This window comes from Leisingera sp. ANG-M1, assembly GCF_000813745.1.
Lineage (GTDB): Bacteria > Pseudomonadota > Alphaproteobacteria > Rhodobacterales > Rhodobacteraceae > Leisingera.
Genome location: NZ_JWLC01000020.1, coordinates 56,794 through 81,679, shown reverse-complemented (window position 1 = coordinate 81,679; position 24,886 = coordinate 56,794). Strand labels below are relative to the sequence as shown.

At 64.0% G+C, this 24,886-nt stretch carries 24 protein-coding genes; 18 read left to right on the top strand and 6 right to left on the bottom strand.

Going from position 1 to position 24,886, the window contains the following annotated elements:
• Window positions 1-9: 9 nt before the first annotated feature.
• Genes RA19_RS17125 through RA19_RS17105 form a run of 5 tightly spaced genes read left to right on the top strand, consistent with a single transcriptional unit; the run spans window position 10 to window position 5,312 of the window.
• Window positions 10-1,248, top strand: a complete 1,239-nt coding sequence (locus RA19_RS17125; protein WP_039164804.1) for an NAD(P)/FAD-dependent oxidoreductase — start codon at window positions 10-12, stop codon at window positions 1,246-1,248.
• Window positions 1,249-1,285: 37 nt separating this feature from the next.
• Window positions 1,286-2,764: an aldehyde dehydrogenase family protein gene (locus RA19_RS17120; protein ID WP_039164802.1), complete on the top strand. Its 1,479-nt coding sequence runs from the start codon at window positions 1,286-1,288 to the stop codon at window positions 2,762-2,764.
• A 3-nt stretch (window positions 2,765-2,767) separates the two neighbouring features.
• A complete protein-coding gene (locus tag RA19_RS17115) occupies window positions 2,768-3,523 on the top strand; it encodes an SDR family NAD(P)-dependent oxidoreductase (protein WP_039164800.1) in 756 nt (251 codons plus the stop codon).
• A 4-nt stretch (window positions 3,524-3,527) separates the two neighbouring features.
• Window positions 3,528-4,283, top strand: a complete 756-nt coding sequence (locus tag RA19_RS17110; RefSeq protein WP_039164798.1) for an SDR family NAD(P)-dependent oxidoreductase — start codon at window positions 3,528-3,530, stop codon at window positions 4,281-4,283.
• A 12-nt stretch (window positions 4,284-4,295) separates the two neighbouring features.
• Window positions 4,296-5,312 (top strand): proline racemase family protein, encoded by a 1,017-nt coding sequence (locus RA19_RS17105; RefSeq protein WP_039164796.1) that lies wholly within the window; start codon window positions 4,296-4,298, stop codon window positions 5,310-5,312.
• A gap of 59 nt (window positions 5,313-5,371) precedes the next feature.
• Here the strand turns inward: RA19_RS17105 and RA19_RS17100 are convergent, their stop codons facing one another.
• Window positions 5,372-5,890, bottom strand: a complete 519-nt coding sequence (locus RA19_RS17100; protein ID WP_039164795.1) for a TetR/AcrR family transcriptional regulator — start codon at window positions 5,888-5,890, stop codon at window positions 5,372-5,374.
• A gap of 75 nt (window positions 5,891-5,965) precedes the next feature.
• Here RA19_RS17100 and RA19_RS17095 point away from each other — a divergent pair, with 75 nt between their 5' ends.
• A complete protein-coding gene (locus tag RA19_RS17095) occupies window positions 5,966-7,006 on the top strand; it encodes an alcohol dehydrogenase family protein (RefSeq protein ID WP_342586088.1) in 1,041 nt (346 codons plus the stop codon).
• Window positions 7,006-8,340, top strand: coding sequence for an MmgE/PrpD family protein (locus RA19_RS17090; protein WP_052261862.1), 1,335 nt, complete (start codon window positions 7,006-7,008; stop codon window positions 8,338-8,340). Before RA19_RS17095 ends, RA19_RS17090 begins: the two co-directional genes overlap by 1 nt.
• Before the next feature lie 187 nt (window positions 8,341-8,527).
• Here the strand turns inward: RA19_RS17090 and RA19_RS25885 are convergent, their stop codons facing one another.
• The 3 genes from RA19_RS25885 to RA19_RS17080 are packed head-to-tail and all read right to left on the bottom strand — an operon-like array spanning window position 8,528 to window position 10,836.
• Window positions 8,528-8,992, bottom strand: a complete 465-nt coding sequence (locus RA19_RS25885; protein WP_193748291.1) for an SRPBCC family protein — start codon at window positions 8,990-8,992, stop codon at window positions 8,528-8,530.
• Window positions 8,925-9,671 (bottom strand): aromatic ring-hydroxylating oxygenase subunit alpha, encoded by a 747-nt coding sequence (locus tag RA19_RS25880; RefSeq protein ID WP_052261860.1) that lies wholly within the window; start codon window positions 9,669-9,671, stop codon window positions 8,925-8,927. Before RA19_RS25880 ends, RA19_RS25885 begins: the two co-directional genes overlap by 68 nt.
• A gap of 10 nt (window positions 9,672-9,681) precedes the next feature.
• The gene (locus tag RA19_RS17080) at window positions 9,682-10,836 is read right to left on the bottom strand and encodes an aromatic ring-hydroxylating oxygenase subunit alpha (protein WP_039164789.1); all 1,155 of its coding nucleotides are present in this window, start codon (window positions 10,834-10,836) and stop codon (window positions 9,682-9,684) included.
• Between the two features lie 183 nt (window positions 10,837-11,019).
• Between RA19_RS17080 and RA19_RS27775 the strand changes: the two genes are divergently transcribed.
• Window positions 11,020-11,136 carry a helix-turn-helix domain-containing protein gene (locus RA19_RS27775; RefSeq protein WP_082020593.1) on the top strand — a complete coding sequence of 39 codons (117 nt, stop codon included), beginning with the start codon at window positions 11,020-11,022 and terminating at the stop codon, window positions 11,134-11,136.
• 2 nt (window positions 11,137-11,138) lie between these two features.
• On the opposite strand, the gene RA19_RS17075 is transcribed toward RA19_RS27775, so the two are convergent.
• Complete coding sequence (locus RA19_RS17075; RefSeq protein ID WP_193748290.1) at window positions 11,139-12,038, bottom strand: LysR substrate-binding domain-containing protein; 900 nt, start codon at window positions 12,036-12,038, stop codon at window positions 11,139-11,141.
• A 403-nt stretch (window positions 12,039-12,441) separates the two neighbouring features.
• Here RA19_RS17075 and RA19_RS17070 point away from each other — a divergent pair, with 403 nt between their 5' ends.
• The 8 genes from RA19_RS17070 (at window position 12,442) to RA19_RS17035 (ending at window position 20,282) form a co-directional block, all read left to right on the top strand.
• Window positions 12,442-13,536 carry an aromatic ring-hydroxylating oxygenase subunit alpha gene (locus RA19_RS17070; RefSeq protein ID WP_052261859.1) on the top strand — a complete coding sequence of 365 codons (1,095 nt, stop codon included), beginning with the start codon at window positions 12,442-12,444 and terminating at the stop codon, window positions 13,534-13,536.
• Window positions 13,530-14,279 (top strand): class II aldolase/adducin family protein, encoded by a 750-nt coding sequence (locus RA19_RS17065; RefSeq protein WP_039164786.1) that lies wholly within the window; start codon window positions 13,530-13,532, stop codon window positions 14,277-14,279. Before RA19_RS17070 ends, RA19_RS17065 begins: the two co-directional genes overlap by 7 nt.
• Complete coding sequence (locus tag RA19_RS17060) at window positions 14,276-14,923, top strand: enoyl-CoA hydratase/isomerase family protein (RefSeq protein ID WP_052261858.1); 648 nt, start codon at window positions 14,276-14,278, stop codon at window positions 14,921-14,923. The genes RA19_RS17065 and RA19_RS17060 overlap by 4 nt, the downstream gene beginning before the upstream one ends.
• Window positions 14,920-16,086: a CaiB/BaiF CoA transferase family protein gene (locus RA19_RS17055; protein WP_039164785.1), complete on the top strand. Its 1,167-nt coding sequence runs from the start codon at window positions 14,920-14,922 to the stop codon at window positions 16,084-16,086. The genes RA19_RS17060 and RA19_RS17055 overlap by 4 nt, the downstream gene beginning before the upstream one ends.
• 22 nt (window positions 16,087-16,108) lie before the next feature.
• Window positions 16,109-16,957 carry an alpha/beta fold hydrolase gene (locus RA19_RS17050; protein ID WP_052261857.1) on the top strand — a complete coding sequence of 283 codons (849 nt, stop codon included), beginning with the start codon at window positions 16,109-16,111 and terminating at the stop codon, window positions 16,955-16,957.
• 163 nt (window positions 16,958-17,120) lie between these two features.
• Complete coding sequence (gene bfr / locus RA19_RS17045; RefSeq protein WP_039164783.1) at window positions 17,121-17,606, top strand: bacterioferritin; 486 nt, start codon at window positions 17,121-17,123, stop codon at window positions 17,604-17,606.
• A gap of 230 nt (window positions 17,607-17,836) precedes the next feature.
• Entirely contained in the window at window positions 17,837-19,234 is a 1,398-nt protein-coding gene (locus tag RA19_RS17040; protein ID WP_039164781.1) for a DUF4856 domain-containing protein, read from the top strand.
• A gap of 58 nt (window positions 19,235-19,292) precedes the next feature.
• Window positions 19,293-20,282, top strand: coding sequence for a sterol desaturase family protein (locus tag RA19_RS17035; protein WP_039164779.1), 990 nt, complete (start codon window positions 19,293-19,295; stop codon window positions 20,280-20,282).
• Between the two features lie 74 nt (window positions 20,283-20,356).
• On the opposite strand, the gene RA19_RS17030 is transcribed toward RA19_RS17035, so the two are convergent.
• On the bottom strand, window positions 20,357-21,640 hold the full coding sequence (locus tag RA19_RS17030; RefSeq protein WP_039164777.1) for a replication initiation protein: 1,284 nt from the start codon (window positions 21,638-21,640) through the stop codon (window positions 20,357-20,359).
• A gap of 590 nt (window positions 21,641-22,230) precedes the next feature.
• Here RA19_RS17030 and RA19_RS17025 point away from each other — a divergent pair.
• Together RA19_RS17025 and RA19_RS17020 are read left to right on the top strand one after the other, a co-directional pair.
• Complete coding sequence (locus RA19_RS17025) at window positions 22,231-23,655, top strand: AAA family ATPase (protein WP_039164775.1); 1,425 nt, start codon at window positions 22,231-22,233, stop codon at window positions 23,653-23,655.
• Window positions 23,633-24,721, top strand: a complete 1,089-nt coding sequence (locus RA19_RS17020; protein WP_039164772.1) for a ParB/RepB/Spo0J family partition protein — start codon at window positions 23,633-23,635, stop codon at window positions 24,719-24,721. The genes RA19_RS17025 and RA19_RS17020 overlap by 23 nt, the downstream gene beginning before the upstream one ends.
• The last annotated feature ends 165 nt before the right edge of the window (window positions 24,722-24,886 follow it).

Here is a 24,886-nt window from a genome sequence, read left to right as displayed (position 1 = left end):
AAGACAGACATGAGCCATATCGTGGTCATCGGCGGCGGCGTTGTCGGCATCGCCTGCGCATTGGAGCTGCAGGACGACGGCCACCGCGTCACCGTGCTGGAACCCGGCCCCATCGGTGAAGGCGCCAGCTGGGCCTCCTGCGGATCCATCGCCGTCAGCGAGGTGATCCCGCTCTCTAAACCCGGCATCATGATGAAGGCACCGGGCTGGCTGCTGGACCCGCTGGGGCCGCTGACCTTGCGTGCCTCATCCGCGCTCGGGGTGCTGCCCTGGTTCCTGCGCTTTGCCGCCAACGCCCGCGCCAGCCGGATCCGGGCGATCAGCGCCGACATCGCCGCGCTCACCCTGCCGTCGCTCGCCGACCTGCAGTCCATGCTGGCGCGCTATGGGCTCTCGGACCTGCTGCGCCCGACCCCGGTGATGGAGCTCTACGACAGTACCGAAGAGCTCGCCCACGAGCGCGATTTCCACGACATGCGCCGCGCGCTCGGCTTCCAGATTGACGAGATCAGCGGCGGCGAGGCCAAGGAAATGGAGCCTTCAATTGCCGGTGATTTCGCCTGCGCCACGGTGTTCCTCGATTGGCGCTCGGTGGTGGACACCAAGCGGTTCGTGACCGAGCTGCACCGCGTTTTCACCACCCGCGGCGGTACCGTGAAACCCGCCCGCGCCACCAGTTTCCTGCGCAACGGCAGCGGCGCCGCAGGCGTGCGCACCGACAGCGGCGAGACCGTCACCGGCGACCAATACGTCCTGGCCGCCGGCGCCTGGTCCAAAGACCTGGCCCGCGACCTGGGCGTTTCGATCCAGATGCAGGGCGTCATCGGCTACCAGACCAGCCTCACGGCCCCTGGCGTCGATGTGACCCACGCCATGGTCTACGCCAAGGGCGGCTTCGGCATCACGCCTTATGAAAGCGGGCTGGCCGTCGCGGGCAGCATCGAATTTGCTGGCCTTGATGCCCAGCCAAACTGGAAACGCGCCGAAATCCTTGTGGAGAAGGCCAAGCGCGTTCTGCCCGGCCTGCACACCGAGCCCGCCGAGCGCCGCATCGGCCGCCGCCCGCTGACCCCGGACACCAAGCCCATCATCGGCCGGGCTCCGGGTGCTGCCAACGTGATCCTGGCCACCGGCCACGGCCAGCTCGGCCTCACTCTCAGCGCCACCACCGGCAAACTGGTGCGCAGCCTCGCTGCCGGGCGCCAGCCCAACATCGACATGCACGCCTACAGGGCCGATCGTTTCTAAACATTTGCCGGGCACCGGCCGGCACCGGAGAACAACCATGCAAAACAAACTCTTCATCAACGGCAAATGGGCCGCCTCCGCATCCGGCGCCCTGTTCGATGTGGTGGACCCTTCCAACCGCGAGACATTTCACCAGGTGGCCCGCGGCAATGCCGCCGACATCGGCGCCGCCGTTCAGGCCGCCCGCGCCGCCTTTGACACCGGCATCTGGCCGCGGATGACCGGGGCCGAGCGCGCCGCCATCCTGCGCAGGATGGGGGATGAGATCACCCGCCGCACCGACGAACTGGCGCGTCTGGAAGTCCGCGACAACGGCAAACCCCTGCCCGAGGCAGTCTGGGACATCGAGGACACCGCGGGCTGCTTTCACTTCTACGCCGATCTGGCCGAGCGTCTTGCCAACAGCGCCGAACAGGACATCGAACTGCCGATGGCGGAGTTCACCTCCAAGGCGGTAAAAGAGCCTGTCGGAGTGGCAGGTGCCATCATCCCCTGGAACTTCCCGATGCTGATGGCCTCCTGGAAGGTCGCCCCGGCCCTCGCCGCGGGCTGCTGCATGGTGCTGAAGCCCTCGGAGCTCACCCCGCTCACCGCGCTGGAACTCGGCACTATCGCCACCGCCGCAGGCCTGCCCGCAGGCGTCCTCAACATCGTCACCGGTTTCGGCCCTGAGGCCGGGCAGCCGCTCACCGAGCACCCGGGCGTCGACAAGCTCGCTTTCACCGGCTCTGTCCCCACCGGCGCCCGCATCATGGCCACAGCCGCGCAGGAGATCAAAACCGTCAGCCTGGAGCTTGGCGGCAAGTCCCCGATGGTGGTCTTTGGCGACGCGGATATCGACGAAGCCGTCGAATGGATCATGTTCGGCATCTTCTGGAACCAGGGCGAGGTCTGCTCCGCCACCTCCCGCGTGCTGATCGAAGAGAGTCTCTACGAACCCCTGCTGGCCAGGCTTCAGCAAGAGGCGCAGAAGATCAAAATCGGCCACGGGCTGGAGGACGGCGTACTGCTCGGCCCCCTCGTCAGCCAGGGCCAGCACGAAAAAGTCCTCGCCGCCATCGCCCGCGGCAAATCCGAAGGCGCCCGCCTGGTCTGCGGCGGCGGCGTGCCGGAGGGATTGGAGCACGGCTGCTATGTCGAACCCACCATCTTTGCCGACGTCCCCACTGACGCTTGGATCTGGAACGAAGAAATCTTCGGCCCCGTCGTCTGCATCCGCCCCTTCAAAACCGAAGAGGAAGCTATAACGCTGGCCAACGACTCCCGCTTCGGCCTCGGCGCAGCCGTTATGTCCAACGATCTCGAGCGCGCCAACCGCGTTGCCCGCGCCTTCCGCGCCGGGATCGTCTGGGTCAACTGCTCGCAGCCCACGTTCACCGAAGCGCCCTGGGGCGGCTACAAACAATCCGGCATCGGCCGCGAGCTGGGCGAGTGGGGGCTAAACAACTACTTGGAGACCAAGCAGATTACTACCTACAACCGCTCCAAACCCTGGGGCTGGTATCTGAAAGGCTGAGCCATGGCGCACCTGACAGGGCAAACCGTACTGCTGACCGGCGCCACCGGCACCATCGGCGCCGCCATCGCCCGGGAGCTCGCCCGCGAGGGCGCCCGGGTGCTGCTCCATTACGGCCGCAACCGCGAGACGGCAGAGGCCTTGGCGGCGGAGATCGGCAACGGCGCCATGTGCTTCGCGGCCGATCTCAGCGACCCGGCCGCCCCCTCCCGCCTCTGGGCTGAGGCGGAAGCCGCAGCAGGCCGCATCCATGCGCTGATCAACAATGCCGGCATCCTGTCACCCTCCTCGGTGGATGACCCGCTGGACCAATGGCAGGCGACCTGGGCGCGCGATGTGCAGGTGAACCTGCTGGCCGCCGCAGATCTGTGCCGCGCCGCCATCCCCCATTTCCGCGCCCGTGGCGGCGGCCGGATCGTCAACATGGCCTCCCGCGCGGCGCAGGGCGGCTACCGGGCCGAAGCGATGTCTTATGGCGCCACCAAGGCGGCGCTGGTCAACCTGACGCAAAGCATCGCGGGCGGTTTCGGAGCGGACAACATCACCGCCACCGCACTGGCGCCTGGCTGGGTCCGCACGGAAATGTCCGAGGCCTATATCGCCAAACATGGCGAGGCGGCGGCACTCTCGGGCATCCCCATCGGCCGCATGGCCGAACCCAATGAAATAGCAGAACTAACCGCCTTTGCCCTGCGCCCGTCGCAATCGTCCCTTTCCGGAGCCGTTCTCGACGTGAACGGCGCCAGCCAGATGAGGTAACCGAATGAACCGGTTCGAAAACAAGACAGCAGTCGTCACCGGCGGCGCCGGCGGCATCGGCGCTGCAATCTGCCGCCGCCTCGCCGCTGAGGGCGCCCACGTCTGGATCGTAGACACCAACGCTGGAGCCGCAGAGGACCTGGCCGCAACGATCCGCATCGATGGCGGCCAGGCAGACTTCAGCGCCGTCGACTTGACCGACCCGCAAGCCATCCGCAGCTTTGTCTCCGCCCTCACCGCCAAAGGCCACAGCATCGACGTGCTGTGCAACAACGCGGGCCTGATGCGCCGCGGCGCGCTTATGGAGCTCACCCCCGAGGACTGGAGCCTCTCCTTCCAGGTCAACATCGACGCGCTCTTCCACATGTGCCAGGCGGTGGTCCCGGTGATGCAGGCCCAGGGCGGCGGCGCCATCGTCAACACCGCCTCGCAATGGGGGCTGCACCCCGCACCCGGCCACATCGCCTATAACACCACCAAGGCTGCGGTTGTGGCCTTCACGGAAAACCTCGCCCGCGACTATGCGCCGGACAAGATCCGGGTGAATGGCGTCGCCCCGGGCGAAGTCCGCACCCCAATGCTGGAAAGCAACCTCGCCCGCTCCGGGCGCAGCCTCAACGACCTCAACGCGCTGGTGCCCTATGGCCGCATCGGCGAACCCGAGGAAATCGCCGCGCTGATCGCCTTCCTCGCCTCGGACGAGGCCGGCTACCTCTGCGGCTCCGTTGTCGAAATCACCGGCGCCCAAGCCGTCGCCTGACAGGAGATCCTCATGCGCTGGACCCGTACCCTGCAGACCGTCGATGTGCATTGCGCTGGCGAAATCGGCCGCGTCGTGACCGGCGGCCTGCTGGACATTCCCGGCACCACGATGGCGGACAAGCTGGATTACCTGAATACCCAGGACGACAGCCTCCGCCGCCTCCTGTGTTCCGAGCCGCGCTCGGGGCCAGCAGGCTCCGTCGTGCTGCTCCCCCCCGCCACCACGCCCGAGGCCGACACCGGCTTCATCGTGCTTCAGCCGGATCAGGCCCATGCCATGTCCGGTTCCAACGCCATGTGCGCAGTGACTGCGATCCTGGAAACCGGCATGAAACCCATGCAGGAGCCGGAAACCGAAGTGGTGCTCGACACCGCTGCAGGCCTGGTCCGCGCCACAGCCGCCTGCCAAGACGGCAAGGTCACCCGAGTCACCCTCGATATGCCGCCCGCTTTCGTGGCTGCCAAAGACGCGGTGATCGACACCCCGGAGTGGGGCCGCATCACCTATGACCTCTGCTTCGGCGGCGTGTTCTACGCGCTGGTGGATGCCGATCAGCTGGGCCTCGCCATCACGCCGGAAAACGCCCGCGAGCTGGCCATGACCGGCGTTGCCCTGCGCAACCTGATCGCCGGGCGCACCGAGGTGCTGCATACCACCACCCCGGCGCTGAATGGCCTCGCCTATGTGATGTTCCGCAGCCCCGAGCCGGACGGCGCCATCCGCACCTGCACCACCCTGCGCCCGGGCCGCGCCGACCGCTCCCCCTGCGGCACCGGCTCCAACGCCAATATGGCCGCGCGCCACGCCCGCGGGCTGGTGCAGCCCGGCGCGCTAACGCTGACGCGCTCTATCATCGGCGGTGAGTTCACAACCGAATTCCTCCGCGAAACCCGTGCCGGCCCCTACACCGCCACCCAAAACCGCGTGTCGGGCCAATGCTGGATCTACGGCATCAGCCAGATCGGCCTCGACCCCACGGACCCCTTCCAGCAGGGGTTCACCCTGTCGGATACCTGGGGCGGATAGACCGGCACCGCAAGCCTCACGGCGCCCCTGGCCATCTCAGCCGCCTTCAGTCGGCTTCCTCACCCCGGGCAAAGGCCGCCCGCCAGGCGCCGGGCGCAGCCGGCTGCTGCGCTCCCGTGCAGCGGCCAGCTTTGGGTCAGCCCCTCGAAGATCAGCGAAAGATCCATTTCCCGGTCCTCGGCTCCGGCGGCCTTTGCGGCGCGGGCGGCAACTTCGCCTTTATGCCGCTTTAAAAGCTCCCGGAGACGCGCGTCCTGCGGGGCGGCTGCAACGGCGGCATGAAACAGGCACCCGCGGGGCGCCTCCTGGGCCATCCATTGCGCAATCCTGGCGATGATCTCATCCAGTGCCTCTGCCTTGCTGCCGGGCAGCCCGTCAAAAACGTGATGCAAATACCGCCGGTGACGGTGCTCCAATGCGCTCAGCACCATCTCGCTGCGCGACGGCGTGTACTTATACAGCGTGCGCATGCTGACCCCGGCAGCTTCTCTGAGCGCTTCCACCGGCGGCTCGGCAAATCCGAATTCAACAAAGGCCTGTTCCAGCCCCGCAGCAATTTTCGTGGCGGTATCCGTCATGCTTGACCGTGTAGAATAAACATTCTACTCACACAAGTAGAATGATGATTCTACAACTGACGACGGAGGACGATGATGGATAGCAGGATGAGCGGCGTCGTGCTGACCGGGCACGGCGGACCGGAGAAGCTGGAATGGCGCGATGATTTGCCGGTCCCGCAACCAGGTCCGAAGGATGTGATTGTGCGGGTGCGCGCCGCAGCTGTGAACAACACCGACATCAACACAAGGACAGCCTGGTATTCCAAGGGCGGCAACCAGGCCGAAGACGCTTCGTGGTCCGGCAACCCGCTGCAGTTTCCGCGCATTCAAGGGGCGGACGTTTGCGGCGAGATCGCCGCCGTCGGCGCAGATGTCAGCCCCGGCAGAATTGGCGAGCGCGTCCTGATCGAGCCCTGCATCCGCGAAGCGGACGGCGCGGAACTGGCCGCTCCCTGGTATTTCGGGTCCGAATGCGACGGCGGCTTTGCACAGTTTGCCCGGGTTGCCAGCCGCCATGCCCACCCTGTCCGCAGCACATTGTCGGATATTGAGCTGGCCTCCTTCCCCTGCTCCTATTCGACGGCGGAAAACATGCTGACCCGCGCGCAGGTCAAGCACGGCGACACCGTTCTGGTCACCGGCGCATCAGGCGGCGTAGGCTCGGCGGCAGTCCAGCTGGCCCGGGCGCGCGGGGCCACTGTTGCCGCGGTGACCAGCCCGGCAAAATCCGCAACCCTGCGCGAATTGGGCGCGGCGCGCACCTTTGGCCGGGACGATGACCTGCTCGCCGGGCTCGGTGCAAACAGCGTCGACGTGGTGATTGACCTTGTCGCCGGACCGAATTGGCCTGCCCTTCTGGACGTGATGCGCCCCGGCGCCCGCTACGCTGTGGCCGGCGCCATCGGCGGCCCGATGGTCGAGCTGGACGTGCGGACCCTTTACCTCAAGGATCTGAGCTTCTTTGGCTGCACTGTTCTGGAGCCCGAAGTCTTTGGCAACCTGGTAGGCCGGATCGAACGCGGCGAAATCAAACCGCTGGTCGCCGCGGTGCATGCCCTGAAAGACATTGACAAGGCCCAGGAGGATTTTGGCAAAAAGGGCCATACCGGCAAAATCGTTCTAGAGGTTCCCTAATGGCCAAGCGCATTCCGGCACCGGAGTTCATCCACGGCCTGACCCCTGCAGATCTCCCCGCAGAGGTGCTCCGCATGGCCAGGCGCTGCCTGGCGGACACTTTGTCAGTTTGGGCTGCGGGGGCTGCCACCGCCCCCGCCCGCATCGCGCGCAACCATGCCGCGCGGCGCTATCCGGGCCGGTTGCCGCTGCCGTTCGACGGCCGGCCTGTCAATCCGGCAGGCTTCGCCTTTGCCGGTGCTGCAAGCATTGATGCGCTGGATGCCCACGACGGGCATCAATCCTGCAAAGGCCATGCCAGCGTTGCGCTGGTGCCCGCCCTGATTGCCGAACTCGGAGACCGCAGCTGCACGCTGGACGCATTCCTGTGCCATCTGATCGCGGGCGAGGAAATCGCCCTTCGCGCAGCCCTGTCGCTCCATGCCACGGCCCCGGACTATCATTCCTCCGGGGCTTGGAACGCGCTTGGCTGCGCCGCCATTGCCAGCCGTTTGCGCGGGTTGCCGCCGGCACAAACCCGCGAGGCGCTTGGTATCGCCGAATACTATGGCCCGCGGGCCCCGATGATGCGCTGCATTGACCACCCGGCCATGGTCAAGGACAGCAGCAGCTGGGGCGCCCTGACCGGGATTTCAGCCGCCGATCTGGCAGAGGACGGTTTCACCGGCGCTCCGGCGCTGACCGTCGAAGCGGCCGAGGTTGCAGATATCTGGAGCGATCTGGGCCGCCGCTGGCGTATTCTTGAAAGCAACTTCAAGGCCTACCCGGTGTGCCGCTGGGCCCACCCGCCCGTTGAGGCCGCACTCTCCCTTCTGCGTGCCGAGGACATCCTTCCAGCAGACATCACCGGCATCACCGTCACGACTTTCCACGAAGCAACCCGGCTGTCGGTGCGCCGCCCCCTGGACGGCGACGCCGCGCAATACAGCCTGCCGCTTGCTGTTGCGCTGGCGCTTCAGCACGGCACTATCCTGCCCGGGCACCTGCTGCCCGAACAATACAGCACAGCGGAAACCTGGCGGCTGGCGGATCTGGTTGAGTTTGAGGAATCCAGCGACTGCAATGCAGCCTTTCCGGACGAACGCTACGCCTCAGTGTCGCTGACGCTGCGCGACGGCCGCCGCTTCACCTCCGAATTCAAAGCCGCCCGCGGCAACTATGATGCCCCGCTAAGCGACCAGGAGCTGGCCGGGAAGATGGAGCTTTACACCTCCGGTGTTCTGACCTCCCGGCAGCGCGGGGTATTGGCAGACTTGCTGCTGGCCCCGGCCAAGCCCCAGCCGGATTTCAATGTCCTGGAGCTGTTCCAGCCTGGGCAGGAGGCATCAGGATAACGGGCCGGAGCCCTCCGGCTCTTCCCGTTTTACCGCAAATCACAGCCGCCCGGCAGGGATCGGGCCGGGCTGCACAAGGATCAGCCGCGGATTGAGAGCTTTCAGCGCCACGCAGGCGATTTTCCGGTCCAGCGCCGCCCGTCCCACTGACTAGCGCAGGTTCAGCAGAACGCTTTCCTTGCCCCGGTCAGTCTGCGGGCTGATCGCCGAACAGCGCCGACCACACGAGTGTATGAAAGTGGTGCACACCCTGCTCCAGCGTGCCATCACCATTGCAGTCCGCCACGATCCGCCCCTGCCGGTAACCCATGGACTTCAGCCCCTTCTGGGTCATCTCGCACAGGCTGGTGTCCTCGGGCCCCAGCACTTCGTTCATATAGGTGATCCGCGCCGCATCCAGCGGCTCGCCCCCGGGCGAGAAATGCATGCCGCGGAAGGTCGAGGTCTCCAGCCCCGTCGGCATCATGGTGCAGACATCCATCTGCGCCTCGCCGGGGTTCAGCAGGATCGCAGTGGAGGGCCAGATGTACCAAAAGGCACTGTATTGAACCGGCGAGTCGCCGGTCACCGGATAAGCCGAATTCTCAATCCTGATCTCCGGCCCGTACTGGCGCGACCAGATCCCGAAGGTGTCGTTCCGGTAGCTCTCCATGTTGATCAGATCCGCCAGAGCCGGGTTGCGCATTGGTGCAGTGGTTGCATTCCAGGATATTGTCGATGGTCACCTTCCAGCCCGCTTTCAGGTCGCCGTCGAACATCGCCATTTCCTGCATCGGCACCTGCTCATCATAGCGCGGGATCAGGCGGCGGATGTCCTTCTCCAGCCCGGGCACCTGTTCGGCGAGGCCTTGCGCGTCCGCATCCAGATTGACAAAGACCAGCCCGCAGAACTCCTCCACCGCAACTGGCGTCAGTTGGGCACTGCCCTTGTCAAAGCAGGACATGCCGCTGCCTTTCTTCACCCCGCGCAATGACCCGTCCAGATCATAGGTCCAGAAATGATAGGGGCAGACGATCAGCTTGGTCTGACCAGCGCCCTTCAACAAGGGATGCGCCCGGTGCTGGCAAACGTTGAAAAAGCCGCGCAGCACCCCTTCACGGCCGCGCACAACAACCACTTCCTCATCGGCAATAACGGCCGTGACATAGCTGCCCGGCTCCGCCAGCTGGGAGCGGTGCCCGGCGTAATGCCAGGTGCGGTAGAAGATCTCGCGCTTCTCCCGCCCGTAGATCTCCGGGTCGGTATAGGTCCAGGCCGGCAGCACAAAGGAGCTCTGCAGATCGGCATCGGGCGCATTGCTGAAAGCGGCATGGGACTGTGGCGTGTTCATGGCGGGCTCCTTAATTGGCGCTCGGCTCAGGCGCTGCCATCCGCGCCTGATAAAGCTGGTGGAAATGGCGGATCATCGCCTCGGAGAACTCCTGGCTTTCGCGGTCGACGATGTACCAGCCTTGGTCGAATGTGTGCTGATGCATTCCCACCTGAACCGACCGCATAAAGGCGAGGTCTTCGGGCTGCAGAACCTCCTCGCCCCATTTGGTGCGCAGCGCCTGGCGCACCTTCATGCCTGGATCAGTGGGTTCGGCCGGTTCCAGCGAGGCATTCACCCGGATGCCGCTCCCGGTATGAACCGGCAGCCACTGAAACAGGCTCAGGTTGCCGGGGCCGGAGAACTGGCCAAAGCCGATGTTGGGGAACAGGAACCAGAAGTGCAGATCCATCACATCGTGCTCCGGATCCAGCGGATAGGCTTTGTTGTCCGCTTTCCCGGCCGAAAGGAAGAAGTAGTAAGCGTGGTTTGCACCCAGCGTGTAGTTCTGGTTGCAGATGTCCAGCATGTCGGCAAAGTTTTCATGCCCGTGGCGGCAGTGCTGGCATTCCAGGTAATTGTCGACCTGGATCCTCCAGTTGCAATCGACATCCGCAGGCGGCACGGCCGAGGCGCCCTCCGCCAGCTTGTAGCTCATCACCTCCGGGCAGGTTTCCAGGATATGCGCCTCCACCCCCGGCCAAGTCTCGGCAATAGAGGCCGCATCGTCATCCAGGTTGATGAAGACAAACCCCAGCATCCGGTCGCAGCGCACCGGTGTCAGGCAAACCCTGCCGGCCGCAGGCGCCTGGCTGTCCGGCGTCTTGCGCAGCCGCCTCAGACCGCCGTCCAGCGAAAAACTCCACTGGTGATACGGGCAGACCAGAACCGTGGTATGGCCCCTGCCCTCCACCAGCTTGTGGCTGCGGTGCGGGCAGACATTGCGGAAGGCGCGGATTTCGCCATCCTGATCGCGGACCACAAAAACATTCTGGCCCAGGATATCGGTGGCAACATAGTCGCCCGGGTTTTCAACTTCGCTGCTGTGGCAGGCGTACTGCCAAGTTCGAAAGAACAGCAGCTCCTTCTCCCGCTGAAACACGCCTTCGCTGACATAATACTTGGAAGGCAGCGCCCGCAGATCCCTGTCGCCGAGGCGGTCCGGGCTGGTTTCGGGCTGGGGCATGGCCTGGCTCCTCCATCATGGCGGGACGTAATGGAGATTGATTTTTCCGCCAAGCATGGCGCAGAAACCGCCATAGACGACGTGCCAACTGACAAAATCCTACATGCCGCGTTCGTTTAACCCGGGAATCCGCATGGCACATGCGCACCCGCCTTATGAAGCCGCCATACTGGTGGTGCCGAAATACTCCCAGCTGTCGCCATCGCCTGCGGCTTCGAAACCCGCGGCGCCTTCACCCGCGCCTTCCGCAGGAAATACGGCAAAACGCCCTCGGCCCACCGGCACGCAGGCGCACCCTGACCCTATGGCTGATGCACCCCGGCCTCCTCAACAATCCAATCCCGGAACGCTTTCAGCTGCGGCTGGTCCATGGCATCCGGCGGATAGACAAGGTGATAGGACCGCGACGGGGTGAAATCGCCGCTGAACGGCCGGATAAGCTGCCCGGATTGCAGCTCGCTTTCGATGAGGGGAAGCAGCCCCAGCGACACCCCCTGGCCGGACAGCACCGCTCTGAGCAGCACGCTGGAATCGTCGATGACCACGCCCGGCAGGCGGCCGCCGGTTTCCACCCCCATGGCGCCGAACCACTCCAGCCAGTCGTGCTGATCCTTCCAATGCAGCAGCGGCAGGTTCAGCAGACCCGCCGGCCGGGCCGGGGTCGGACCGCCCGCCAGCAGCGCCGGGCCGATCACCGGCGAAGTTTTGAAACGCAGCAGCGGCTCCGACACCAGTCCTGGCCAGCGCCCGTCGCCCCAGGCCATCATCATGTCCGTCTGGCCGTCCGAGAACTCGACCCCGCCGGGCGAGTACTGCAGATGCAGCCCGGTTTCCGGAAACCGCTGCCAAAAACTGAACAGCCGCCTGGACAGCCACTGCGAGCCGATCAGCGCGCCGACCCCCACCGTGATCGAAGTGCGGCTGGCGGTTTGGCGCACATCCTGCACCGCCTTGTCGAGCCGTGCAAAAACAGCATCGCAGGCCTCGGAAAACTGCCGTCCTGCGTCACTCAGCGTGACCGATTGGGCGTTGCGGTCAAACAGCCTGCAGCCAAGGTAGGCCTCCAGCGATTTGACCTGGGAACTGACGGCGGTGGGCGTGACGCCAAGCTCGGCCGCGGCGCGTTTGAAATTTTCGAACCGTGCCGCGGCGGCAAAGGCCCGCACCGCCGTCAGCGGTATGGAAGGCAAAGGCTCCGGCATCATCAGACCAATTTCAAGTTACCCTAGGTGCAAAAATTATATATCTATGCAACACGTTTAGAGCAAGCCAAACTGCGGCTCATTCCAGAGCACGCAGAGAGGCCAGCCCGATGGAATTGTCCCGGATCACCCTGACAAAGGCCTTTAGGAGAACGCGTTTCACCGGCCCATCGCAATTTGCCCGCGCATGGGGCGCAGAACGGCCAGCTCTGCGCCAATATGGCCTTCAGCGAAACCAGGGGCGGGAAGCTGGCCAGCGTCTGTTTCGCGAACTTCTCCACCGAGGGGCCGTGCAGGAAACCCATCCCCGGTGCTGCGAAGCCCTTGTTTCCTGCACCTGCGAAACTGCCGCCCATACGCGCGCCCAGCCCACACCCTGAAACCTGTCTGAGAGGCACAGCCCATGTCACGCGACACCCCGCTTTCCGCGCGCTACTACGTTGAGCCGGATTGCTTTGAGACCGACAAGGAAAAGATCTTTTTCCGCAGCTGGCAATGCGTCTGCCATGTGTCCGAGATCGCAGAGCCCGGCGATTTCAAAACCTTCACCATTGTCGACGAGGATGTCTTTGTCATCCGGGCGCCGGATGGCGGCATCAAGGCCTATTACAACATCTGCCGCCACCGCGGTCATCCGATTGTTGAGGGAGAAGGCAAGGGCAAGCGGGTGCTGGTCTGCCCCTATCATGCCTGGACCTACGAGATTAACGGTCGCTTGCGCCGCGCGCCCGGGTCGGTCGAAAGTGATGGGCTGACCTGCGATCAGATCAATCTGCGCACCATCCGGGTCGAGGAATTCTGCGGCTTTATCTTTGTCAATCTGGATGAGGACGCCGCGCCGATGGCGCCCGCGCTGGAGGAATACCGGGACAACCTGCTGAGCTTCCACCCCGACCCGACCCAGCTGCGGTTTGTCTGCGAGACCGAGATTGAGCACCAGTCCAACTGGAAGCTTTCGGTCGAGAACTACAACGAATGCTACCACTGCCCGACGGTGCATGCCTCCTCGCTGACCCATGGCGTGCTGGACATGGAAGGCTACACCACCGTGCCGAAGGGCATGACCATCTGGCACGACGGCAAGGCGCAGACGAAAAACGAAAAGCAGTACGACTATGACCTGGAGGCCAGCCCCCGCGCAGGCGACTACGGCGCCTATTGGATCTGGCCCAATGTGTCGATGTGCTGCTACCCGGGCGGCTATTTCACCATCCGCCAATGGCTGCCGGTCGCCTGGAACCGCACCATCTACCGCTACCGCTGGTTCGCAAGCGGCACGGTGTCCGACGACGAGGTCCGCGCCCTGATGGTCAAGCACCGCGAAACCACCGGCGCCGAGGACGAAGTGGTGGTCTCCAAGATCCAGAAAGGCATGCAAAGCCGAGCCTTTGAACCCGGCCCTTACGTCATCGGCGACGGCTGCGGCGCCATGAGCGAAGTGGGCCTGCGCCATTTCCACAATCTCTACCGCGACGCTTTGGGAGAACCGGAATGCTGACCCCCTCATCTGACTCCGCCACCCAGATCCGCCAGGAGCTGGCCGCGCTCTACCGGCTGTCGCACCACTTTGGCTGGACCGACCTCACCTCGACCCATATCTCGGCCCGCCTGCCGCAGGACCCGGGGCACTACCTGCTGAACTCGCACGACCTGATGTTCGACGAGATCACCGCATCAAACCTCACCCGCATGTCTTTCGAAGGTGAAGCGGTGGATGACCAGCCCGGCAGCGGCAAGGTCATCAATCTGGCCGGCCATATCATCCATTCCGGCATTCTGAATGCGCGCCCCGATGTGAACTACGTGATCCACAGCCACACCCGCGCCGGTGTGGCGGTCTCAGCAATGCCCCAAGGCCTGCTGCCGCTGTCCCAGCACGCCGGATTTGTGCTCGGCACCCTGTCCAGCCATCCCTATCAGGACTCCACCGCGGTCGAGGATGAAGGCGCGCTGCTGGCCCGCGACCTGGGCAGCAATTTCGCCATGCTGCTGCAGAACCACGGGCTGCTGGTCGCCGGGCGCACTGCGGCGGAGGCCTTCACCTACCACTACTACCTCGAGATGGCCTGCAAAATTCAGGTCGACATTCTGGGCGCCACTGACAAGCCCATCACCATCACCGAGGATGCCATGGCCGCCCTGCACGACTGGGGCGCGCCGGAAAACGGCCCGCACGGCGATGTGCAATGGCCGTCGCTGATCCGGATGCTGGAGCGCACGGTGCCGGAGTTCCGGTCATGAGTTCAGACAGCCTGATCCTGACCCGGCGCGAGGATGCCTGCCTGACCGTCACCATCAACCGGCCGGACAAGGCCAACTCGCTGACCACGGAGATGCTGCGCGCGCTGCGGGACATCTTCCGCACTGCGGCCAGCGACGACGATTTGCGGGCAGTTGTCATAACAGGCGCGGGCGAACGGGTGTTTTGCGCCGGCGCGGACCTGAACACGCTTTACGACGCGCAATTCGGCCCCGATCCCTGGGACGAAATGGCCGCAGCACTGCGCGCTGTTCCGGTGCTGACGGTGGCGGCCATCAACGGCCCCTGCATCGGCGGCGGGCTGACCCTGGCGCTGGGGTGCGACATCCGCGTCTGCGTGCCCGAAGCGCGGTTCTCCTACCCCGTGCTCAAAAACAACGTGCTGCCCGGGCAATACGACGTTGATAAACTGAAGGCGCTGACCGGCCCCGGCTGCAGCGCCGCAATTCTGCTTGGCGGCGATACGGTGAGCGCGGAAGACGCCGCCGCCTGGGGACTGGCGGACCGGCTGGCACCGCGGGAGGCTTTGGAAGACACTTGCCGCAGCCTTTGCGCCACAGCACTGGCCGCCGATGGCGCACATCTGAAAACACTCAAATCCATGCTGAGGGGAGCTGCATCATGAAAGGCATCCGCGTTGTTGATATGACCTCGGTCCTGTCCGGCCCGTTCTGCACCTGGCTGCTCGCCAGCCTCGGCGCCGATGTGATCAAGGTGGAAAACCCGAACGGCGACCTGGCCCGCACCACGCCGCCGTTCGAGGACGGCATCAGCCTCTATTTCGCCTCGCTGAACCGCAGCAAACGGTCGGTGAAACTGGATCTGAAAACCGAGGCGGGCAAAGAGGCCCTGCACAAGCTGCTCGCCACCTCGGACGTCTTTGTCGAGAACATGCGCCCCGGCGTGCGCGACCGGCTGGGCTGCAGCGACGCCGACCTCAAGCGGATCAATCCGCGGCTGATCTCCGCCTCCATCAGCGGCTTTGGCCAAACCGGCAGCCTGTCGCACCGCCCCGCATATGACATCGTGGTGCAGGCGATGAGCGGCATGATGAGCATCAACGGCGAGCTGGACGGCGACCCGACCCGCGTCGGCTTCTCCGTGGGCGATATCGCCGCCGCCCTGTTCACCACCATCGGCATTATGCAGCGGCTCTACGAACGTGACGCCAAGGGCGCAGGCGAAACCAGCCATCTGGATGTCTCCATGCTGGCCTGCCAGTGGGTCTGCCTGGAAAACGCCTTTGCCCGTTACCTCAACGCAGGCATCGTGCCCGGCCCGATCGGCTCGCGGCACCCGTCGATGGCACCGTTCGAGCCCTACCCCACCGCCGACCGGGACATTGTCATCGGCCTCGGCAGTGACAAGGACTGGCCGCGGTTCTGCGAGGCCATCGGCTATACCGGACTGCTGGACGACCCGCGGTTCCAGGGCGATGAGGCGCGGCTGGCCAACCGCGACGCATTGGACGAGGTGCTGGGCGCGCACCTGAAACAGCACCCTTCTGCCTATTGGACAGAGATCCTGATCGACAACGCCATCCCCTGTTCGGTGGTTGAGACCATCCAGACCATCGCCGACAGCCCCATTGCCGAGGAATACGCGGCCTTCTCCACCGTCAAAGCCGGAACGGCCGGGCGGACCATGCAGTTTGCCCGCAACCCCATCGCCGACCGCGGCCAGCAGGAAAGCCCGCCCCCCGAACTGGGCCAGCACACCCGCGAGATTCTGGCCGAACTGGGCTACGCCCCGGCTGCCATCGACGCGCTGACCGCAGAAACAACCTAACGGCCAACTCAGGACACAGCACATGCCCGAATTTCAAACCGCAGACGGCATTTCGATCTACTACGAGGAGACCGGGAGCGGCGCCCCCATTGTCTTTGTGCACGAATTCGGCGGCGACTACCGCAGCTGGCACCTGCAGGTGGCAGAGCTGAGCCGGTCTTTCCGCTGCATCACCTATAGCGCCCGCGGCTTTCTGCCTTCCGCGGTTCCGCAGGACCGCAGCCAGTACGGGCAATCCTATTCGACCGGTGACCTACTGGCCCTGATGGACCATCTCGGGCTTGACCAGGCCCACGTGGCCGGAACCTCCATGGGCAGCTTCACCAGCCTCGATTTCGCGCTGAACCACCCCAGCAGGGTTGCCAGCGTGACCCTTGTCGGCAACAGCTCCGGCCCCCGCGACGGCCAGGAGCGGATCCGCTACCGGCAGGAATGGGTCGGCCACGAAGCCAAACTGCGCGAAGAGCGCGGCGGTGACGGCGCGGTCGCTGTTCTTGAGGACGACCCCGCCTATCAGAGCTTTCAGAAAAACGACCCCGAAAACTGGGCCATCTATGCCGCAAACCTGCGCGGCCAATCGCCCGAGGGCGCCGTTCATGTGCTGTCGACCGTGCATTGGAACCGGCGGTCGCTGTTTGAGGATCAGGCCCGGCTCAAGGCCTTGGACAAGCCGGTGCTGCTGGTCACCGGAGACGAGGATTACTACCTGGTGGGCGAGACAAATGCTTTCCTGCAAGAGATTTTGCCCCAAGCCGTATGGCACCGGTTCCCCGGAACCGGCCACCTGGTCAACATTGAACGGGCTTCGGAATTCAACGCCCTGCTGGCTGAATTTGCCGCCGAACTGGACCCGCCGGGCCGCCAGGCTTGAAAGTTCTTTGCACCGCTAAGACGGCAGGCCGTCCTGGCCTGCCCTCCCGGACCTGCCGCCCAGGTCAGGGCATTTCTGGAAATTTTCCGATCGCGCCACACTTAACGCCTTAGGTGCTCTCAGCAACCGTAGATGCATTGCAAGGCAGCGGAGGAGACATTCCATGAAAGGTGACAAAAAGGTTCTCGAATATCTGAACAAGGCGCTCAAGCATGAATTGACAGCGGTGAGCCAGTACTGGCTGCACTACCGGCTGCAGGAGGATTGGGGCCTTGGCAGCATGGCCAAGAAAAGCCGCGAGGAATCCATCGAGGAGATGGAACACGCGGACAAGCTGATCGAGCGGATCATCATGCTGGAAGGCCATCCCAACCTGCAAAAGCTGGATCCGCTGCGGATCGGGCAAACCCCCAAGGAAACGCTGGAATGCGACCTGGCCGCCGAACAGGACGCACGGGCGCTCTACAAGGAAGCGCGGGATGTCTGCAAAGCAGCAGGCGACTATGTGTCCATGGGCCTGTTTGAGCAGCTGATGGCGGATGAGGAAGGCCATATCGACTTCCTCGAAACCCAGCTGGATCTGCATGCATCCATCGGCGCCGAGCATTATGCCCAGCTCAATGCCACCAAGATGGAAGACGCGGACTGAGCCGCCGGAGGCTGCGGCCGGCCTGGCCGCAGCCTTTAAAACACGCTGAATCCAGACCATTTTTTGCCGGTCCGGACATCCGGCCGGCCGCATCTGATGCGCCGCCGCAGCCCCGTCGCGCACGGTGCAATCTTTTCTGTTGACATCACCGGCAGAAATATGACTTTTTCGCTCGGGAATTTAATCTTGAGAAAAATACTCAAGACCTTTGCGAGGAAGGTGAACTGACGATGAACTCACTCAAGCTGACGACTTGCATCGTGGCGGCAGCGCTGACTGCGGGCACCGCATTTGCAGCGGACACTTACGGCCCGTTCCCGGTGACCGTAAAAGGCTACGGCGGCGAAAAAGCCAACTCGGTTGCCTATTCCGGCCAGGTGGCGCGCCATGTGCTGCACGACAGCCTGAAGAAACTGGCAGGCAAGGGCAACGGCGGCGCCAACGCAGCCGAACTGGAAGCCCAGATGCTGAGCTATTTCAACGGTTCGGACAAGGATCTGCCGATCATCGCGCCGGTCTCCAAGGACGGTTTCCCGATCAAGCAGACCACTGTGAACGAGCTGTCCAGCGGCAAGAACATCGCGGGCAAATTCTATGACGGCGCCATGCCGGCCTGGCCCGGCGATATGACCGGCAAAGAAGTTGTGCTGCACATGATCGCGCAGGCGGCCAAGGCCGACGGCGGCTTTGACGCGGCAAACGGCTATGATTACGCACAGCTGATCTCCAAATTCACCATGGGCGCGATGCCGTTCAGCCAGGCGGTCGACAACTACCTGGACGAGAAGCTGGGCGCAGGCACCAAGCCGAACGGCGAAGCCTACAAGGACGGCGCCTATTACACCGGCAAAGAGCACGTCTGGGACGAGGCCTTCGGCTACTTCGGTGCCGCAGCGCACAGCCTGACGCTGAGCGCCGAGGATAACTATAACGTTGCCAAGATGAAGGATCTCGCTGCGGCCGATGCCAATGGCGACGGCGTGATCGACCTGAAGACCGAATATGTCTTTGGCCCCGCCTACTACGCCGCAGGCGCCGACAAGTCCGGCAAAACCGCCTATATGCAGACCATTACCCAGGCGTTCATCGACGGTCGGTCGCTGATTGCTTCGGCTGCGGGCGAGAACCTGACCGACGCACAGCGGGCTGAGCTGCAGGGCTATGCCAAGACCATCGCCGACAACTGGGAAATGGTACTGGCTGAGGCGACCTTCAAATACGCAGGTTCCGTCTACAAAGACATCAGCGCCCTCACCGAAGCAGCGGATGATGCCGCCCGCGCCAAGGCCTACCGCAAATATGTCAAGCACTGGGGCGAGCTGAAGGGCTTTGCCATGGCGCTGCAGAGCGGCAAGAACAACCTGGGCAAAACCGCGGTGCACCTGAACCGGCTGATCGGCTACGGCCCGGTGACCCTGGACGGCACCTTTGTCAGCGGCCTGGATGCGGACGGCAACTTTGAAAAGAACCGCAAAATGTCCTGGAACAGCTACCAGCTGCACATGCTGCGGGTGCAGGAGCTGCTGGCGAACAGCTTTGGCATCGAAGCGCGCGCCAATGACCAGACCGCCGAGCTGGCCGGCCTGGTCGACAGCCTGAGCGGCGACGGCGGTGCCGAGACCGACTAATCCCTGTCCGGGCGGCGTCCCCAGGCGCCGCCCGGCCCTCTCTGCTTGAGGCATCAGCGTGGACCTGTTTGACCAGATCGCCGCGGTGTTCGCGGATTTTGCCAATCCGAAGAAACGGGTGTTCTTCGGCTATCTGGCCCTGTCCGTCCTGATTGCGCTCACCTGGCTGGTCTGCATCCGCAAAACCCCGCTGCGGGCGGCGCTGGCGCGGGTGTTCGACCGCAAAGTGCTGCTGTCCAAATCGTCGCTGGCGGACTGCAAGATCTTTGTGATCAACCGGCTGTTCACCTTCCTGATCTCACCGCTGCTGCTTAGCCAGGTGGCCATCGCCACCGCTATCTATTTCTTCCTGCACGGGCAGGATTTCCTGGTGCCCGCCCATTTCAGCGGTCTGAGCCAAGGAATGGTGGTGGCATTGTTCACCGCAGCGCTGTTTGTGGCGGATGACTTCTCGAAATACCTGGTGCACCGCTGGATGCACCGCTTTCCGCTGCTGTGGGCACTGCACAAGGTGCATCACTCTGCCACCACGCTGACCCCGGTCACCGTCTACCGGGTGCACCCGCTGGAAGGGGTGCTGTATACCCTGCGCGGGGTTGCCGCGCAGGGAACGGTGATCCCGGTGTTCTATTACCTGTTCGGCGATGCGGTGAGCCTTTACACGGTGGTCGGGGTCAACGTGCTGGTGTTCCTCTTCCATGTCACTGGATCCAACCTGCGCCATTCCCACATCAGCATCCGCTACTGGCCCTGGCTGGAGCACATCCTGATCTCACCTGCCCAGCACCAGCTGCACCATTCGGTGGCCGAGCGCCATTTCGACAAGAACTTTGGCGCGGCGCTGGCGGTCTGGGACTGGCTGTTCAACTCCCTGCACCTGTCCGAGACCGATCAGGAGCTGACCTTCGGCCTGGATGCATCGGAACGCAGCTCAGCAGACAGCCTGAAGGTTCTCTACCTGCAGCCGGTTGCGGATATCGGGCGGCTCCTCCGCAGGCGCCTGCGCAGCGGCTTCGGGTTCATCCGGCGCACGTTCAGGCGGGCATAACCCGCCTCCCCGGCTGCAAGCAGCCGCACAGCGCTGCCGGTGCGGGTTCAGTCCCCCCCGGGCAAACAGGCGCCCTACCCGGCCAGATCCTCCAGCGCGCCGGGGATCAGCTCTTCCCAGAACTCCGCCATCTCACCGGCCAGCAGCGCCGCGCCCCAGCCGCGGTTGCGGAATTCTTCGCGGTCGATCTCGTCCTCCAGGCGGCTCAGGAACAGCCGCTTGTCCGCATCCCGCTGGGTGGGCGAGCGCCCCGCCGCCAGCTCCCGGATCCGCTCCAGCTTCTGCGCCCGCAAAGACCGCTCGCGCGCCTTGGCCTGATCCGCCGCCGCCTCGGCCCGTGCGGCCTCCGCTTCCGCCGCCTTGCGCGCCTCCGCAGCGGCCAGCACTTCTGGCGGCACCTCTTTCACCGTGTCCGCCGGCGCGTCCTTGTAATCGTCCCGCAGCGCTGCACTCAGGTAACGCACCGGGCTGTCCACCCCCTTGCGCCCCTTCAGATAGCCAACCTTCTCGGCCACATACTCCTCGCCATGCTCGGCAATCCACTGCCGCGCCAGCCGGTCGCTCACCCCCAGCGCCATCAGCTGGCCGTAGACCGCGCCCTGCCGCACCCCGGCACCGTCGTCGATGTCCAGCATCGCCAGCTGCGGGTTCTCCTTGATCAGGAACCGCACCTCGGCCACCTGCCGCCCCATCTTCTTGAACTCAGGCGTCAGCAGGATGTTTGAGGTCTTGTTCACCTCCGCAACCGCCGGCTTGATGATCTTGGCATTGAGATGCTTGAAGCTCTCGTAATAAGCGCTGCCATCCACCCCCATCAGGCGGCGGAACAGATCAATCGGCCACCAGCCGGTCGACCCTGTGCGCACGAACCGGTAGCAGTTCTCATAAAGCGCCAGCGCATGGCCGCTGGTGAACCGCCGCTGGATGTTCAGATTGATCAGCGCAAAGACCTTGGGGTCGTGCAGCTTCTCGGCCAGCGCCGGAGAGTAGGCATATTCGCACACCCCGCCCGCCAGCTTGGCATAAGACAGCAGCGAGCTCACGCCCCATTCCTGCCGACCCTGCTCATCCAGCATATCCCACTCCGCCACCGTCTCCGCCAGCGAGCGCAGCGACTGTTTCAGCGTCTCCATATCATTGGAGTTGTAGCCCACCATCATGCATAGGGTCTGGGCGTCGATCTGGTGCTTGGGTTTGGTGATCAGCGAGTCATAGGCATTGAGCAGCAGCACATTCGACAGCTTGCGCTGCAGCAGCGTCAGCTTGCCCGAGACATGAATGGCCGCGACATTCTTCTTCACCGAGCCCCGGCGCAGCGGGCCTGACAGCTTGTTGTGCGGGATGTTGTCGGCGTCCATCGCCCTGCCCTCCTGCCCCGCTCCGGCCTTTGCGACTCTCCGGGGACTGCTCTGCCGCCACTATGACGGAAAAGGCACCCGGGCTCAATCCTGCTTTGGGGACCCAAATACAGGAGAACCCAGTCCTGCAAACGGGTACCTTTCACGTTCAGGCCCGGCGCCGGGGACCGATCCGGGCTGAAATCTGCTGTTTTTCGCGTATTCTGCCGCCAGAAATGGCCTGTTTTGACGATCCCGGGCCGCGGGTACCCATGCTCCTGCGAATCGGAACCCTTGCTCCCGCAGACAGGTACCTATGCCCCTGTAAACGGGTCCCTTTGATACCGGAAGCAGGTACCGAAAGTCATTTAACATACTGGTATTGTTTAATATTACAGACCCAAAGATTCTAAACTGAATCAAAGATTCACAACATTTCAACCTGTTTGTGCCATAGTAAGAATTGGGGAAAAGAGTCATATATTCCGCGGGATACGGACGGCAGCGGAAATCAGATGCGCTGCCAGATAATGATTCACTCTTGCCCCATGATGTGCGACAAAAACCGGGATAACACGTCAAACAGGCGATCTACCCGAGGCACACGGCACATGGCAAAGAAACCTGACACCCCCCTGCCCCCCTATTTCAACCTGGATCCCGAGGCAGCCGCAGCTAAGCTGGGCGAACTCGTCGACACCGCCAGATTCGCCAAGGCTGCTGCCTTCGCGGGCCGCGGCCGTGACGACCTGGCCAAACGCGGCTATGCGCCGGACGGCCGGAAACGCCTGCGCAGTTTCTCCACCTGGGAGGTTTGCCGCTACCTTATCCCGGTGGCCCCCGCCCACCTGCGCCGGGTGCTGAACAAGAACCCGGAACTGCCGCAGGGCGAAGGCGCCAGCGGCTCGAAATGGTTCACGCTGGAGGAGGTCCTGAAGCTGCGCGACCATTTCGCAGAAGAAGGCATCAGCACCAAGGAATACCGCCCCTACCGCCCCGAAGGCCTGCCCGCCAAAGTGGTTGCGGTTGCCAACTTCAAGGGCGGCGTCGGCAAGACCTCCACCGCAGCGCATCTGGCGATGTCAGCCGCGCTCGACGGCTACAAGGTTCTGGTGGTTGACCTCGACAGCCAGGGCTCTATGACCTCGATCCTCGGCGGCAAGGTTGCCGACGAATGGCAAACCGTTTTCCCGCTCCTCGCCCGCGACTACGCCGAGGCGGTAGAAGCCGAGAATAAGGTGCGCGAAGCCTCCGGATTAGACTCTATTCCCCTTGATGAGACTCTAACCGAGGCCAAAGAGGTTTCGCTGCGAAACGTAGTTCAGGAGACCCATTGGCCCAACATCGACCTGATTGGCGCGCAGCTCAATCTCTACTGGGCCGAGTTCCAGATTCCGGTCTGGCGCATGGGCCTCAGGAATTGGGCGCTGTGGGACGCGCTGACAAATTCGCTGGATCAGGGCGGCGCGCTGGATGACTACGACATCATCCTGCTCGATACCCCCCCTGCCCTTGGCTATCTGACGATCAACGCGCTCGCCGCCGCCGATATCCTGATGGTGCCGCTTGGCGCCTCCTTCCTGGAGTTTGACTCCACCGGCCGTTTCTTCGACATGCTTTACTCCACCTTTGCCTCGATCGAGGACGGCGAAAACGCCGCCCGCCGCCGTGCCGGGCTGCCGGAGATGAAGTTCGAATGGGACGTTGTGCGCGCCCTGATCACCCGCTTCGACGCCAGTCAGCAGGCGGATCTGGCCAATGTGATCCAGGCCTATTTCGGCGACATGATGAACGCCTACCGGCAGGATTACACCGCCATGGTCGGCCAGGCCGGCGAAAGCGTCTCCGGCATCTACGAGGCCGATTACCGCAACTTCAACCGCGAGACCTATGTGCGCGGGCGTGAAGTCTTCGACCGCACCTATGCGGAATTCAAGGAGCTTCTGATCGGTAGCTGGTGGCGCGATCAGCAGATGGAGCAGGCAGAGCAAACCTACGAAGAGGACAGAGCAGATGGCACGCCGCAGACAGCTTGAGACCCCCTCGCCCGAGGCGCTGAAGGAGATTGAGGCCGGTATCGACCGGGATCTGGCCCGCAGCCCCGGCCTGCGGCCGCCAATTGCTGATGTGGTGGCGGACGCCGCCCAGCACGCCAGCCCCCTGCCCCAGGCCGACCGCGAGTCCATTGCCCGCGACAAGGCCGACGCCGAACGCCTGCGCGACGCCGAGGGAAAAGGCCTGGTCGCCGTGGAAATCCCGCTTGAGGAGATCACCGCCGACGCCTTGAACCGCGACCGGATCGTGATGGACGAGGAAGAGCTTCAAGAGCTGATGACCTCGATCTCGGTGAACGGGCTGCGCCTGCCGATTGAGGTGTTCGAGCCGCTCAATCCCGAGGAGGCGGGCAAATACGCCCTGGTTTCGGGCTATCGCCGCCTGACGGCTTTGCGGCGGCTGAATGCGCTCAGCGGCGAGCGGTTCCGAACGATCCCGGCTTTCATCCGCGCGCCGGGAACAATTGCCAATGCAATGGTGGCGATGATCGAGGAGAACGAAATCCGCTCCGGCCTCAGCCAGTATGAGCGCGGCCGGGCGGCGGCGTCGGCGGTGCATGATGGTGTGTTCCCGACCGTTGACGAAGCCGTGGCGGTGCTGTTTCAGAACGCCTCTAAAGCCAAACGCTCCAAGATCCGTTCCTTTGCGCTGATCCATGAAGAGCTTGGCGACATGCTGTCCCATGCCACCGGCCTCAACGAGCGGCAGTGCCTGCGCCTGGCGTCTGCGTTGCGGTGCGGCGGGGCGGACCGGCTCCGGGCCGCGCTGGAGCAAGCCGCGGGGCGGTCTGCGGTCGAGGAATGGGAGGCCGTGCTGCCGGTCATCGAAGACAGCGAAGGAGCACCGCAGGACCTCAGCCGCGGCGGCCGCCCGAAGACCGGGCAGAAGGTGGAGCGCAGCCGCAGGACCCAGGTTGCCAATGGCATCACCATCGAACGGGAGTTCGGCCCCGCGGGCTATGCCATCCGCTTTTCCGGCGCCGAAGTCACCGCAGAGCTGGTCGACGCGGTCATGGACAATGTGCGCCATCTGCTGGAAAACGGCTGAACGGGCAGGGAGCGCCTGTCAGGTTTCGCTGCGAAACCCCGGTCCGTTTGGGCCGGGGTTTTTTGCTTCCGCAGGCGGCGGTGGTTTCGCAGCGAAACCCCGGCTGCTGGCTGGAAGAGGGCGGGGTCGACCAAGCTTCGCCGTTCCGCCGGTTATACGCCGGGG

Excerpts from the sequence above, each read along its gene's own strand:
- bfr (WP_039164783.1), top strand. The coding sequence starts at position 17,121 with ATGAAAGGTGACAAAAAGGTTCTCGAATATCTGAACAAGGCGCTCAAG.
- RA19_RS17070 (WP_052261859.1), top strand. The coding sequence starts at position 12,442 with ATGTCACGCGACACCCCGCTTTCCGCGCGCTACTACGTTGAGCCGGAT.
- RA19_RS17105 (WP_039164796.1), top strand. The coding sequence starts at position 4,296 with ATGCGCTGGACCCGTACCCTGCAGACCGTCGATGTGCATTGCGCTGGC.
- RA19_RS17075 (WP_193748290.1), bottom strand. The coding sequence starts at position 12,038 with ATGCCGGAGCCTTTGCCTTCCATACCGCTGACGGCGGTGCGGGCCTTT.
- RA19_RS17125 (WP_039164804.1), top strand. The coding sequence starts at position 10 with ATGAGCCATATCGTGGTCATCGGCGGCGGCGTTGTCGGCATCGCCTGC.
- RA19_RS17060 (WP_052261858.1), top strand. The coding sequence starts at position 14,276 with ATGAGTTCAGACAGCCTGATCCTGACCCGGCGCGAGGATGCCTGCCTG.
- RA19_RS17040 (WP_039164781.1), top strand. The coding sequence starts at position 17,837 with ATGAACTCACTCAAGCTGACGACTTGCATCGTGGCGGCAGCGCTGACT.
- RA19_RS25885 (WP_193748291.1), bottom strand. The coding sequence starts at position 8,992 with ATGGAGAGCTACCGGAACGACACCTTCGGGATCTGGTCGCGCCAGTAC.
- RA19_RS17110 (WP_039164798.1), top strand. The coding sequence starts at position 3,528 with ATGAACCGGTTCGAAAACAAGACAGCAGTCGTCACCGGCGGCGCCGGC.
- RA19_RS25880 (WP_052261860.1), bottom strand. The coding sequence starts at position 9,671 with ATGAACACGCCACAGTCCCATGCCGCTTTCAGCAATGCGCCCGATGCC.
- RA19_RS17080 (WP_039164789.1), bottom strand. The coding sequence starts at position 10,836 with ATGCCCCAGCCCGAAACCAGCCCGGACCGCCTCGGCGACAGGGATCTG.
- RA19_RS17055 (WP_039164785.1), top strand. The coding sequence starts at position 14,920 with ATGAAAGGCATCCGCGTTGTTGATATGACCTCGGTCCTGTCCGGCCCG.
- RA19_RS17050 (WP_052261857.1), top strand. The coding sequence starts at position 16,109 with ATGCCCGAATTTCAAACCGCAGACGGCATTTCGATCTACTACGAGGAG.
- RA19_RS17095 (WP_342586088.1), top strand. The coding sequence starts at position 5,966 with ATGGATAGCAGGATGAGCGGCGTCGTGCTGACCGGGCACGGCGGACCG.
- RA19_RS17120 (WP_039164802.1), top strand. The coding sequence starts at position 1,286 with ATGCAAAACAAACTCTTCATCAACGGCAAATGGGCCGCCTCCGCATCC.
- RA19_RS17100 (WP_039164795.1), bottom strand. The coding sequence starts at position 5,890 with ATGACGGATACCGCCACGAAAATTGCTGCGGGGCTGGAACAGGCCTTT.
- RA19_RS17020 (WP_039164772.1), top strand. The coding sequence starts at position 23,633 with ATGGCACGCCGCAGACAGCTTGAGACCCCCTCGCCCGAGGCGCTGAAG.
- RA19_RS17115 (WP_039164800.1), top strand. The coding sequence starts at position 2,768 with ATGGCGCACCTGACAGGGCAAACCGTACTGCTGACCGGCGCCACCGGC.
- RA19_RS17065 (WP_039164786.1), top strand. The coding sequence starts at position 13,530 with ATGCTGACCCCCTCATCTGACTCCGCCACCCAGATCCGCCAGGAGCTG.
- RA19_RS17030 (WP_039164777.1), bottom strand. The coding sequence starts at position 21,640 with ATGGACGCCGACAACATCCCGCACAACAAGCTGTCAGGCCCGCTGCGC.
- RA19_RS17090 (WP_052261862.1), top strand. The coding sequence starts at position 7,006 with ATGGCCAAGCGCATTCCGGCACCGGAGTTCATCCACGGCCTGACCCCT.
- RA19_RS17025 (WP_039164775.1), top strand. The coding sequence starts at position 22,231 with ATGGCAAAGAAACCTGACACCCCCCTGCCCCCCTATTTCAACCTGGAT.